The sequence below is a fragment of the Cryobacterium sp. 10I5 genome (assembly GCF_035019865.1).
Taxonomy (GTDB): Bacteria; Actinomycetota; Actinomycetes; order Actinomycetales; family Microbacteriaceae; genus Cryobacterium; species Cryobacterium breve_A.
This window is the reverse complement of record NZ_JASJVI010000098.1, coordinates 1-12,095: the sequence shown is the minus strand read 5'-3', so window position 1 is coordinate 12,095 and position 12,095 is coordinate 1. Positions and strand designations below refer to the sequence as shown.

Here is a 12,095-nt window from a genome sequence, read left to right as displayed (position 1 = left end):
CCGCGCCGGTGCAACGTGGAGGAGAGCGTGACGACCCGGGGCTTCCGGCCGGGGTCCGTGCCAGCGGTGGCGCGGGCGAGCAGGCCGGGCAGCAGCAGGCCGGTGAGCGCGAAGTGGCCGAGGTGGTTGGTGCCGAACTGCAGTTCGAATCCGTCGGCGGTCCGGCGCTGGGGCACGTTCATCACGCCCGCGTTGTTGACGAGGAGGTCGAGCCCTTCGGGGTGCTCGGCGAGCCAGGCGCTCGCGAAGGCGCGAACCGAGGCGAGGCTGGACAGGTCGAGTACGCGCACCTGCACCGCGGCATCCGCCGACCGGCCGGCAGGGAGCCCCGCCAGGATGCGCCGCACGGCGTCTTCGCCCCGAGCGAGATCGCGCACGGCGAGGGTGACGGATGCCCCGTGCCCGACCAGTTCGGACGCCGTCACGAAGCCGAGCCCCGAGTTCGCTCCCGTGACGATGGCCGTTCGGCCGCGGAGGTCGGGGATGCCGGCTGCGGTCCAGCCGGACTTCTTCGGCGACTTCTTCGGCGAGGCGGCGGTCATTCCGACACCTCGATCCGGTAGCGCACGTGGTTCCGGTCGGCGCTCGCCTGCCAGAACTCGATCTCGCTCGGCCGAAGCGCGTAGAGCCGCCAGCTCGGGTTGGGGCGGCCGTCGGCGCCCGGGCGCTCGTCCCAGTCCTGCGCGGATGCCTCCGCCGAGAGTTCGATCACCGAACCGACCACGCGCACCTGCCTGCCCTGTTGCGGCCAGTAGAAGTTCATCGCTGCGCGCGGGTTCTCACTGAGCTCGAGCCCCTTGCGTGATTTCGCGGAGCTCGCGAAGTGCCAGCCGGCCTCGTCGATGTTCTTGAGGATCAGCATCCGTGAGGATGGCTGGCCGTCAGCGGTCGCCGTGGCGAGGCTGAAGGCGTGCGGCTGCGGCACCCCGGCGGCGAGGGCGGCGGCGAGCCAGCCCTGGAAGAGCAGGGCGGGATCGGGCTCTGCGGCCTTCGCGTCGAACGGCGGGAGGGAGGCCGGGAAGTCCGGCAGCGAGCGCAACAGGGAACGGAAGGATTCGGTCACGCGCCGAGCCTAGCGGGATCGGCTGGGATCGACCGGGGTCGCCGAGGAGGCACGGACGACCAGCCGGCTGGGCAGGCGCACGGACTCGGGTCTGCCGCCGTCGATCACGGTCCTGAGCATCTCGACGGCGATCCGGCCCATGTCCGCGACGCTGTGCGCGATGACGCTCACGGGTGGGTCGAGCAGGGCGAGCCAGTCGATGTCGTCGAAGGAGACCAGGGCGACGTCGGTGCCGATCCGGAGGCCGAGCTCCTGGATCGCGCCGATCGCGCCGAACGCCATCGGGCTGTCCGCGACCAGCAGCGCGGTCGGCGGTTCGGTGAGCGCGAGCAGGGTGCGCACGGCCGCGGAGCCGCTCTCGGGCTGGAAGTCGCCGAAGACGATGAGCGCGGGGTCGAGGCTGAGGCCCCGGTCGCCGGCGGCCCGCACGAAGCTCGCGTAGCGTTCGCGGCCGGTCGAGGTGGACTGCGGCCCCGCAATGTAGCCGATCCGGGTGTGCCCGAGCGCGGCGAGGTGATCGACCGCCTCCCGGATCCCGGTATCGCTGTCCGTGGTCACGCTCGGCAGGTCGATGCCCTCGATGGTGCGGTCGATGAAGACGGCCGGGATCTCCCGTCCGACGACCGAGCGGATGCTGCCGCTTCCGTCCCCGAGCGGCGCGACGATGATGCCGTCGACCCGCCGGGCGATCAGGTTGTCGAGGTACCGGTCCTGCTGGTCCTTCCGCTCGTTCGCATTACCGAGCAACGTCACGAAGCCGTGCACGAGGGCGGCCTGCTCGACCGTATGGGCGAGATCGGCGAAGAACGGGTTCCGGACATCCGGCACGAGCAGGCCGATCGCGTGCGTGCGGGTGGACCGGAGCGCCCGGGCCTGGGCGTTCGGGCGATAGTCGAGCTCCGCCACGGCCGCATGCACGCGGGAGCGGGCGTCCGCCGAGGTGGCCGGGTTTCCGGAGAGCACCCGGGACGTGGTCGCGACGGAGACGCCGGCGAGCGCGGCAACGTCCTTGATCGTGATCGTGACCATCACTGCACCCCCCCTGCCCTGCCGGGACTGCGTCAAGTGGAAACGTTTCCAAGCTGATGCCCAGACTATTGCCGAGGCACAGAGGTGTCAAAATGCGAGTGGGGGTTGTCATCCCGCCCTCCACCGACACGAGGAGACGCCCATGGCCCAGATCGTCCAGTACACCGAATTCGGCGGACCCGAGGTGCTCGAGCTGGTCGAGGCGGTCGAACCCCGGGCGTCCGCCGGCGAGGTCGTCGTCGCCGTCAGGGCGGCGGGCGTGAACCCGATCGACTGGAAGATCCGCAGGGCCATCCGCCCGACCGGCCCGATCACCACGCCGAGGCGGGCGGGCTCCGACGCCGCCGGCCGGATCGTCGACGTCGGCACCGGCGTGACAGGCTGGGCGGTCGGGGATGACGTGATCGTGCTCGGCGCTGCCGGGGCCTATGCCAGCCACGTGACGGCGACTCCCGCTCAGCTCACCCGGAAGCCGGATGGCCTCGGCTGGGCGGAGGCCGCGGCCCTCGGAGTGCCGGCCGGAACGGCGTACCAGGCGCTTCGCTCGCTCGGGCTGGGGTCCGCAGACACCCTGCTCATCCACGGCGGTTCCGGGAGCGTCGGCCAGGCCGCGATCCAGTTCGCCCTGCTCGACGGTGCGACCGTGATCGCGACGGCGAGCGAGCCGAATCAGGCCAGGCTCGCGGAACTCGGAGCCATCCCGGTCGTGTACGGGCCCGGTCTCGTCGATCGCATCCGTGCGGTGGCACCGCAGGGCGTCGACGTCGTCCTGGATGCCGCCGGCACCGACGAGGCCCTCGAGGCTTCCTTCGCGCTCGTCGCCGACCGCAGCAGGATCGGGACCATCGTGGTCGGCTGGAAGGCCGCTGAGGTCGGCATCCAGGCCTGGTCAGGCGGCAGCCCGGTTCCGCTCACCCCCGAGCAGATCGGGCTCAGGGCTGAGGGCCTGCGACTCGCCACCGAGCTGGCCGCCGCCGGGCGGTTCGACGTCGAGATCGCGGCGGTCTTCCCGCTCGCCGAGGCCGCCGCAGCCCAGGAGCTCAGCGAGCACGGGCATCCGCGCGGCAAGATCGTGCTGCTGCCCTGACCCGCCCGGACGGTCAGCTGCGGCCGACGAAGTCGTCCATGGTGTTGTAGACACCGAAGACGCGTCCGGCGACGAGGTCCCAGACCGGCAGCGGCAGGATGCCCCGCAGCACTTTCGAGAGCCCGACCGTCCACGGCATGGTCACCTGCGGGGTCCCGGCGAGCATGGCCCGCCAGACCCGGTCGACGACGTATTCCGGCGTGAGTATGGGAGTCAGGAGCGGCCCGCGAGCGCCGTCGAACATGCCGGTCGAGATATAGCTCGGCGACACCGTGGTGACCTTGACCCGGCTGAAGCCCTGTTGCACGAGTTCGAGCCGCAGGGAATCGCTCCAGCCGATCAGGGCGGCCTTCGAGGCCGCGTAGACGCTCATCCGCGGGTTGGAGAGCAAGCCCGCCGCCGAGGCGATGTTCACGATCCGCGATTCACGGCCGTTGGTGCTCATCATCCCCGGCAGGAACTCGCGGGCGATGTACATCGGGGCGAGGGCGTTGATCTGCATGGTCGGGCGCGTGTCGTCGCCGTTGTCGTGCTCCCAGAAGAAGGCGCCGCGCACGATCCCGGCGTTGTTGATCAGGATGTCCGGGTTTCCGATCTCCGTGCGCACGCGTTGGGCGGTCTGCGCGATCGCACCCAGGTCTCCGATGTCGACGACGTACGGGAACACGGCCGTCGTGCCGGTGGCGCCCTCGGCGAGGCGAGCGGCCGTCCTGGTGAGGGCGGCGGCGTCCCGGTCCCACAGGATCACCGCCCGCGCCCCCTCGGCGACGGCACGCTCGGCGTAGAGGCGGCCCATGCCGCTGGCAGCGCCGGTGATCAGGACGCGGGCTCCGGAAACGGTTCGAGTCATGCCTCCATCATTCATCATCGCCGCCGGTCCGGGAGCCGCCGCCCGGAGAGCATGCCGGAAGCCCAGTGCATACCCAGCCCGGGCTGGCATCGTGGACGGCACCGATCGACGAGCCACCTCGAACACCCGACTGACCAGGAGCACACCATGGGATTCCTCGACCGCCTCTTCGGCCGCGACGAACAGGGCACAACGTCGCAGGCCCGCACCGCACCCACCGCGCGTGGCGCCAGCCCGCAGCGGACCGATGACGAGATCGCCGTCGAGCGCTACCAGTACCTGTTGCGCACGGCGCCGCCGGAAACCATCGAACAGGTGCACACCGAAGCCTTCGCCAAGCTCACCGACCAGCAGCGCGACCTGCTCTTCCAACGCCTCACCGAGAACGCCACGCCGAGCGAACGCCCGGCCGACGCCGCGCCCGAGACGCTCGCGAAGGCCGCCACCCGTGCAGAGCTCCGCGAGCCCGGCACCCTCGAACGCACCCTCGGCCGCCAGGGCCAGGGCGGCCTGGGGTTCGGCGGCATGGTCGGCAGCACCATCCTCGGCACGGTCGCCGGCTACGTGATCGGGTCCGCGCTCGTGAGCGCGTTCCTGCCGGACCCGGGGGCGACGGATGCCGCGGCGAGCGACTCCGGGTCCGATTCCGGCGGGGACGCCACCAACGACACGAGCACCGATGCCGGAGCGGACACGGGGTCCGACGCCGGCGGAGATTTCGGCGGCGGCGACTTCGGCGGCGGGGACTTCGGCGGCGCCTTCGACTTCTGAGCCGACTTCGACTTCTGAGCCGACTTCGACTTCTGAGGCGGCCGTCCACGGCAACGCCCGGCACGACCGCGCCTGGCAGGGCCGGGCGGGGCCGGGCGATAACCTGACAGGAGCGTCCCGGTCGGAACGCCGAGAGGACAGGCCAGTGAGCACCCGCACTACCGGTCCCCTCGTGCTCCTCCGGCACGGTGAGAGCACGGCGAATGCCTCCGGCCTGTTCACCGGGATCCTCGACGCGCCGCTGTCCGATCAGGGGGCTGCAGAGGCCCGATCGGCCGCGGAACTCCTTTCCGCGGCGAACCTGCACCCCGACGTGGTGTTCACGTCGTCCCTCCAGCGGGCCCGGCGAACGGCCGAGATCCTGGCCGAGGAGCTGCGCCCCCGCCCCGCGGCCCCGCTGGCCGACTGGCGGCTCAACGAGCGCAATTACGGCGCCCTGACCGGTCGCTCGAAGGCCGACGTGCGTGCGGAATTCGGTGAGGCCCAGTTCCTGGCCTGGCGCCGGTCGGTGAACACCGCCCCGCCGCCCCTCGACGATGAGGCCTTCGCGGCCGCGCGCGATTCGGCCCTGTTCCGCGGGCTCCCGGCCGAAGCCCTGACCCGCACCGAAGCGCTCAGCCACGTCATGGCGAGGGTCGGCCGTTTCCATGCCGAACAGGTGGTTCCTCGCCTCCGCCTCGGCCAGACCGTGCTCGTCGTCGCCCACGGAAACTCGCTCCGGGCCTACTGCGCGCTGCTGGACGGCCTCGACGACCACGCGATCCACCGGCTCAATCTCCCGACCGGGCATCCGCTCGTCTATCGCTTCACGGCCGCCGACCTCGCGCAGCAACCCACCCCGGCGGGCGTGCTCCCGCGGCACCCGCTCTCGGCCGGCGGCCACTACCTCGACTCCGCCGCCGCACTTCCCGCCGCGGCCCGGCTCACCGCCGACGGCGGCACCTAGCCCCCTCGAGTTGCGGAGAAAGCACCCTCCCGCGCTCACGGAAGGTGTTTTATCCGCAACTCGGCCCAGGGAGCGGCTGCCGGGAGCTAGGGTCCGGCGTGCTTCGGAACCGTGAGCAGGCGGCAGGTCGTCGCAACGGCCTGCTCGAGGTTGGCTGCGCCGGCGGCGAGCGCCTCCGCCAGGGTACAGACGCCCGGCACGATCGGAACGAGGGCGGCGAACCCGTGCTCGTAGAGCGCCTCGGCGCCCTCTCCGACCCGGCCGGCGAAGGCGATCACGGGCACGCCGTGCCTGGCCGCGGTCTCCGCGACGCCGAGCGGGGTCTTCCCGCCGAGGGTCTGGGCATCGATGCTGCCCTCCCCCGTGAACACGAAGTCGGCTCCCGCCATCGACTCGGAGAGGTGAGCGGCCTCCATCACGACATCCACGCCGCGCTGCATCGTGCTGTCGAAGAAGGCGAGGAAGGCCGCTCCAAGCCCGCCGGCGGCTCCGGCCCCGGCAACAGTGGCGACCTCGCGCCCCGTCGTCGCCAGGACGACGGAGGCAAAGACGCCCAGGGCGGCGTCGAGCTCGGCGACGGCCGACTCATCCGCACCCTTCTGGGGTCCGAACACCTGACTGGCGCCACTCAGGCCGAGCAACGGGTTGGTCACGTCGCACGCGATCCGGAAGGTCGCGCCCGCGAGTCGCGGATCGAACCCGGACAGGTCGATCCGGGCGAGGTGGGCGAGGGCGGCTCCGCCGTCTGGCAGCTCGGCGCCGTCGAAGTCGAGGAGCCTCGCGCCGAGCGCCCGCAGCATCCCGGCACCGCCGTCATTGGTGACCGATCCGCCGAGCCCGACGATGAACCGGCGTGCGCCCCGGTCGAGCGCGTCTGTGATCAGCCGGCCGACCCCGAAACTGCTCGCGATCCGCGGGTCACGGTCGGCGACCGCGACAAGGTGGATGCCGGCGGCCGCGGCGATCTCGATGATCGCGAGCTCTTCGGCGGCGACGTACCCGTAGCGGGCCGGCACCATCCGTCCGAGAGCATCCGGCACCTCGGCCGCAACGAGGGTGCCGCCGAGCGCGGCCACGAGGGCGTCTGCCGTGCCTTCGCCGCCGTCGGCCATGGGCACGGCGACACAGACAGCATCCGGGAACACCGAGCGGATGCCGCGCTCCATCGCGGCGACGGCCTCCGCAGCGGTCATCGATTCCTTGAAGGAGTCGGGTGCCAGAACGAACTTCATGCGTTGATCCTCTGCCGGGCACAACCGATGGGGTGAAGAAAAGGGGCCGGGGAGATTTCCCCGGCCCCTTCAGTGTGGCCGTTTCGGTGCACCACGTCGATCTCCCGAGCCGTGGCTCAGAACGACACCCCGCAGACCAGGGCCGCATTCGCGTACGGCGTGGCCTCGCCCGTGCGGATGAACAGCTTGGCCGACGCGGAGAGCGCCTTGAGTTCCTCGTGGCTGATGTACTCGATCCCGTCGAAGCGCGCGGCCAGCCACGCACCCGCCGGGGCGCCCTTCGCTTCCTCTGCGGCGATGCAGTGTTGGAACACCATCTCGCTGGTCAGGGCATCGAGAACCTGCTCGAACCGCGGAATACCGTGGACGAGAGCGAGGTCGATCACCGGAACCCCGGCCGGGACCGGCATGCCGCAATCGGCAAGAAGGACCAGGTCGGTGTGCCCGAGGCGGGCGAGGGCTCCGCAGAGGTCGGCATTCAGGATGCCGGTCCGCTTCACTTCTTCACCTCGGGCAGTTCGTCGTCCGCGCCGGGGTACGACTGCTGCGTGCCGAGCGTGCGCACGGCGAATGCGCCGACCCGGACCGCGAGGCGCACGGCGTCGAGGAGACTGGAGCCGGCGGCGAGCCGCCCGCTCAGCGCCCCGACGAAGGCATCGCCGGCGCCGGAGGAGTCCACCGCGGCGACGCGGGGCGAAGGGACCGTGGTCGTGCCGAGGGAATCGGAGCAGATCGCACCCCGTTCTCCCCTGGTCAGCACCACGGCGGGAACGCCCCAGGCGCGGAGCCTGGCCACGAGTTCGGCGTCCTCGCCGGGGATGTCGGCGCCGGGATCGACGAGCGCGAGGACCAGTGCGGCCTCGTGCTCGTTGACGACGAGCGGGTCGGCCCGCCGGATCGTGTCGGGGTCGACCGTGATCACCGGAGCGAGGTTGAGCACGACCCGGCCGGTGGCGAGGCGGGCGGCCGCTTCGATTCCGGCGGCGGGGATCTCACCCTGCAGCACGACGACGGATGCCCGCGCGATGAGGTCGGCGGCGGCCCCGACGAGGTTCTCCCCCACGGCCGCGTTCGCGCCGGGGACGACGACGATGGTGTTCTCCCCGTCGTCGGCCACGGTGACGAGGGCGAGGCCGGTCGGGCCGTCGATGACAGACACGGCGGACATGTCGACCGCCGCTCGCTCGAGGAGCACGGTCGCCAGCCCGGCGACCGGGTCCGTCCCGATGGCCCCGACGAGGCTGACATGTGCGCCGAGCCGGGCGGCCGCGACGGCCTGATTGGCGCCCTTGCCCCCGGGCAGGAACTCCATCGACACCGCCATCAGTGTTTCGCCTGGCATGGGGTGCCGTTCGACGACCATGAGCTGGTCGATGTTGATCGATCCGACGACGACGATCGGGCCGCCGTCAGCGGTCGGGGTGAAGGAACTCACTTGGTGAAGTCGCCCACGTTCGTCTTCGTGACGGTGACGACCTCGACGGGGACGGTCGCGTCGACCTTTTCGCCGGCGAGCGTCTTGACGGCCAGTTCAATGGCGAGCTTGCCGAGTTCGGCGGGCTGCTGGGCGATCGTGGCGGCGAGGGTGCCGGCCGTGATCGCGGCGAGTCCGTCGGTGGTTCCGTCGAAGCCGACGACCTTGATGTCGGTCCCGGCGCGGGATCCGAGCGCCTGCACTGCGCCGAGGGCCATCTCGTCGTTCTCGGCGAAGACGCCGGTCACCTCGGGGTGGGCCTGGAGCAGGTTCGTCGTCACGTCGAGTGCGGTCGCGCGGTCGAAGTTGGCGGTCTGCTTGGCCACGACGGTGATGTTCGGGTATGCCTTCATGCCCTCCTCGAAGCCGGCCCCGCGGTCGCGGCTCGCGCTGGTTCCGGAGACACCCTGCAGGTCGATGACGCTGCCCTTCTCGCCCATGGCGGTCGCGAGCTCGATCGCGGCCTGCTTGCCGCCGGCGACGTTGTCGCTCGCGACGAGGGAGGCGACGGTTGCGCCGTTGACGGTGCGGTCGACGGCGATGACCGGGATGTTCGAGGTGTTGAGCGCCTTGACCGCCGAGCCGGCGGCATCCGAGTCGACGGGGTTGACGATGACGAGCTTGGCCCCGCTCGACGCGGCCGTGGCCAGCTGGTTGGCCTGGGTCGCGGAGTCGTTCTGGGCATCCACGATGTTGAGCTGGAGGCCGGCGGCGGTTGCGGCGGCCTGGGCGCCGTCGCGGAGCTCGACGAAGAACGGGTTGTTCAGGGTGGAGACGGCCAGCACGATCTTGGTGCCGGATGCCGAGTCCCCGCCGCCCCGGCCGCACGCGGTCGTGCCGACGAGGATGAGGGCGGCTGCGGTGGTGACGGCGGCGATTCTGCGGAAAGAGGACGACTTCATTGTGTGTTCCTTTGGGTTGATCGATGGAGGGGAAAGGGAAAAGGTGCCGGTGGAGTAGGGGCGGTCAGCTGTTGCGCGTCTTGCGGCGCAGCACGTCGACGCCGACGGCGAGGGCGATCACGAGGCCGATGACGACCTGCTGCCAGAACGAGGTGACGTTCAGGAGGTTGAGGCCGTTGCGGATGACGACGAGCACGAGCGCGCCGACGAAGGTTCCCGAGATCTTGCCGAGGCCGCCCGAGAGCGACGCGCCGCCGATGACGACGGCCGCGATGGCGTCGAGCTCGTAACCCGCCGCGGCCTGGGGCTGCGCGGAGTCGAGCCGCCCGGCGAGGAGGAGCCCGGCGAGCGCCGCGAACAGGCCGGCGAGCGCGAAGACGGTGACGAGGATGCGCTTCACCGGTAGCCCGGACAGGCGAGCGGCCTCGGCGTTGCCGCCGACCGCGTACATCGACCGCCCGATCACCGTGCGGTTGAGCACGAAGGAGGCGACGATGGCCGAGAGGAGGAGCACGACGATCGGCATCGGGACGGGGCCGAGGTTTCCGCCGAGGAAGGAGACCTCCGGCGCCGTCTTGATCGGGCGGCCGTCGGAGATGACGAGGGTGAGGCCGCGGGCGACGCTCAGCATGGCGAGGGTCGCGATGAACGAGGGCAGCTTGCCGTAGGCGTTCGCGAGGCCGTTGACCATCCCGGCGAGGAGCCCGGTCGCGAGCCCGCCGAGCAGGGTGAGCCAGCCGGGAAGCCCGGCGGCCACGAAGAGCCAGCTCGACACCATGGCGGCCAGGGCGGCGACCGCGCCGACCGACAGGTCGATGCCGCCCGCGACGATGACGAAGGTCATTCCGAATGCGAGCACGGCGACGGTGGAGACCTGGATGCCGATGTTGAGCAGGTTCTGCCCGGTCAGGAAGTCCGGGGTGGCGATGAAGAGGGCGAGGCACAACACGACGAGACCGACGAGCGCTCCGTTGTTGGCGAGGAATTTCTTGTAGTCGACGCGGCGGCGCGGCGCGGCCAGGGTAGTCGTGGACATCAGTGTCATTCCTTCTCGTGGGTCGGTGCGTTGTCTGGGGTGACGGCGGCGAGGTCGCCGTCGGTCGTTGTGCTGATCGGTTCGCTGGTCGGTTCGCTGGTCGGTTCGTCGGATTCGATGTCGTCGACGATGGCGTCGATCTGGGTGCTGCCCGCTTCCCGGGCGGCGAGGGTCATCACGGCGTCCTGGGTGGCGTCGGCGGCGCTGAGCTCGCCGGCGATCCGGCCGTCCCGCATCACGAGGATTCGGTCGCTCATGCCGAGCACCTCGGGGAGTTCGCTCGAGACCATGACGATCGCACCACCGGCATCCGTGATCGCGTTCATCAGTTCGTAGATCTCGACCTTGGCGCCGACGTCGACTCCGCGGGTGGGCTCGTCGAGCAGCAGCACGGTCGAGGCGGCGATGATCCAGCGTCCGAAGACGGCCTTCTGCTGGTTGCCGCCGGAGAGCGCTCCGACGGGCTGGTCGATGGTGTGCATCCGGATGCGGAGCTTCTCGGCGACGGCCTGGGCCCTGCGCCGCTGGCCGGTGAAGTCCGCGAGCCCGAGACGGGCGGTCGACGCGAGTGTCGCGTAACCGAGGTTGTCGTTGACGGATGCCCCGAGCACGAGCCCCTGTCCCTTGCGGTCCTCGGGCACGTGGCCGATGCCCGCGGCGATCGCGGCCGGGATATTGCCCTTCGGAAGCCGGTGCCCGCGCACCACGACGGTGCCGGAGTCGTAGTGGTCGACACCTGCGATCGCCCGGATCAGTTCCGTGCGCCCGGCGCCGACGAGTCCGGCGATGCCGAGCACCTCGCCGGCGTGCACGGTGAAGCTCACGTCGCTGAAGGAGCCGTGCGCGCTGAGCTTCTCGACCGCGAGAATCTCGGCAGGCTCGGCGAGCACGGGGGCGCGGCGGGGGAACTGGTCCTCGATATTGCGGCCGACCATGAGCCGCACCAGCTCCGCTTCCGGCGTCGAGGCCGGCACCTCTGCGACGAACTCGCCGTCGCGCAGCACCGTGACCGTGTCGCCGACCTCGGCGATCTCGTCGAGGTGGTGGCTGATGAAGAGCATCGCGACGCCGCGACTCCGGAGGTCGGCCATCACAGCGAAAAGGGCCTGGGTCTCGTGCCGGGTGAGTGCTGCGGTCGGCTCGTCGAGGATGAGGATGCGCGCGTTGATGCTGAGCGCCTTGGCGATCTCGACGAGCTGCTGCTTGGCGATGCCGAGCTCGCCGACCGGGGTGTCCACGTCGACGTCGAGGCCGATCAGGGCGAGGGCGGCACGCGCCCGGTTGCGGAGGGCGCGCCGGTCGACCATGCCGTGCCTGGTCGGCATCCGCCCGAGCATCACGTTCTCGGCGACGCTCATGGTCGGGACGAGGTTGAGCTCCTGGTGGATGGTGGCGATGCCGAGGTCCTCCGCCGCGCGGGTCGTCGGGAGGGTCACGATGGCGCCGTCGACGACGATGTGGCCGGCATCGGGCTGGTAGACGCCGGCCATCATCTTGATCAGCGTGGATTTGCCGGCGCCGTTCTCGCCGAGGAGCACCTGTACGTGGCCGGCGTAGACGCTCACGGTGACGTCCTTGATGACGGTCACCTGGCCGAAGGTCTTGCCCACGTTCTGCAGGGTGACCAGGGGTTGTGGATTCATTTCAGTGCGTCCTTACGCTGTTATGACTGGCTGTGGGTGCCGCGAACGGGGTGGGCGGGGCG

13 protein-coding genes are annotated in these 12,095 nt (G+C 70.8%); 3 read left to right on the top strand and 10 right to left on the bottom strand.

The window, feature by feature from the left end; translation table 11 throughout:
• The 3 genes from QN350_RS17115 to QN350_RS17105 all read right to left on the bottom strand — a co-directional run.
• Positions 1-542: SDR family NAD(P)-dependent oxidoreductase (locus QN350_RS17115; protein WP_323516950.1), on the bottom strand; the 542-nt coding region annotated here is incomplete at its 3' end.
• Positions 539-1,063, bottom strand: a complete 525-nt coding sequence (locus tag QN350_RS17110; protein WP_281533688.1) for a pyridoxine/pyridoxamine 5'-phosphate oxidase — start codon at positions 1,061-1,063, stop codon at positions 539-541. The genes QN350_RS17110 and QN350_RS17115, both read right to left, overlap by 4 nt.
• A gap of 9 nt (positions 1,064-1,072) precedes the next feature.
• Entirely contained in the window at positions 1,073-2,092 is a 1,020-nt protein-coding gene (locus QN350_RS17105) for a LacI family DNA-binding transcriptional regulator (protein WP_322140365.1), read from the bottom strand.
• 142 nt (positions 2,093-2,234) lie between these two features.
• Here QN350_RS17105 and QN350_RS17100 point away from each other — a divergent pair, with 142 nt between their 5' ends.
• Positions 2,235-3,179: an NADP-dependent oxidoreductase gene (locus tag QN350_RS17100; protein ID WP_323503416.1), complete on the top strand. Its 945-nt coding sequence runs from the start codon at positions 2,235-2,237 to the stop codon at positions 3,177-3,179.
• Between the two features lie 13 nt (positions 3,180-3,192).
• On the opposite strand, the gene QN350_RS17095 is transcribed toward QN350_RS17100, so the two are convergent.
• Positions 3,193-4,029, bottom strand: a complete 837-nt coding sequence (locus QN350_RS17095; RefSeq protein WP_322138618.1) for an SDR family NAD(P)-dependent oxidoreductase — start codon at positions 4,027-4,029, stop codon at positions 3,193-3,195.
• Between the two features lie 147 nt (positions 4,030-4,176).
• Here QN350_RS17095 and QN350_RS17090 point away from each other — a divergent pair, with 147 nt between their 5' ends.
• Together QN350_RS17090 and QN350_RS17085 are read left to right on the top strand one after the other, a co-directional pair.
• Complete coding sequence (locus tag QN350_RS17090) at positions 4,177-4,800, top strand: hypothetical protein (RefSeq protein ID WP_323503413.1); 624 nt, start codon at positions 4,177-4,179, stop codon at positions 4,798-4,800.
• Positions 4,801-4,945: 145 nt separating this feature from the next.
• On the top strand, positions 4,946-5,746 hold the full coding sequence (locus QN350_RS17085; protein ID WP_323503411.1) for a 2,3-bisphosphoglycerate-dependent phosphoglycerate mutase: 801 nt from the start codon (positions 4,946-4,948) through the stop codon (positions 5,744-5,746).
• Positions 5,747-5,832: 86 nt separating this feature from the next.
• Here the strand turns inward: QN350_RS17085 and QN350_RS17080 are convergent, their stop codons facing one another.
• From QN350_RS17080 to QN350_RS17055, 6 genes are all read right to left on the bottom strand, one after another.
• Positions 5,833-6,978 (bottom strand): glycerate kinase, encoded by a 1,146-nt coding sequence (locus QN350_RS17080; protein WP_323503409.1) that lies wholly within the window; start codon positions 6,976-6,978, stop codon positions 5,833-5,835.
• Positions 6,979-7,094: 116 nt separating this feature from the next.
• Positions 7,095-7,478 (bottom strand): D-ribose pyranase, encoded by a 384-nt coding sequence (gene rbsD, locus QN350_RS17075; RefSeq protein WP_322138614.1) that lies wholly within the window; start codon positions 7,476-7,478, stop codon positions 7,095-7,097.
• A complete protein-coding gene (locus QN350_RS17070) occupies positions 7,475-8,413 on the bottom strand; it encodes a ribokinase (RefSeq protein WP_323503407.1) in 939 nt (312 codons plus the stop codon). Before QN350_RS17070 ends, rbsD begins: the two co-directional genes overlap by 4 nt.
• Positions 8,410-9,354, bottom strand: coding sequence for a substrate-binding domain-containing protein (locus QN350_RS17065; RefSeq protein ID WP_322138612.1), 945 nt, complete (start codon positions 9,352-9,354; stop codon positions 8,410-8,412). Before QN350_RS17065 ends, QN350_RS17070 begins: the two co-directional genes overlap by 4 nt.
• Before the next feature lie 64 nt (positions 9,355-9,418).
• Entirely contained in the window at positions 9,419-10,390 is a 972-nt protein-coding gene (locus tag QN350_RS17060) for an ABC transporter permease (RefSeq protein WP_322138611.1), read from the bottom strand.
• Positions 10,391-10,395: 5 nt separating this feature from the next.
• The gene (locus tag QN350_RS17055) at positions 10,396-12,033 is read right to left on the bottom strand and encodes a sugar ABC transporter ATP-binding protein (RefSeq protein ID WP_323503404.1); all 1,638 of its coding nucleotides are present in this window, start codon (positions 12,031-12,033) and stop codon (positions 10,396-10,398) included.
• Between the last annotated feature and the right edge of the window lie 62 nt (positions 12,034-12,095).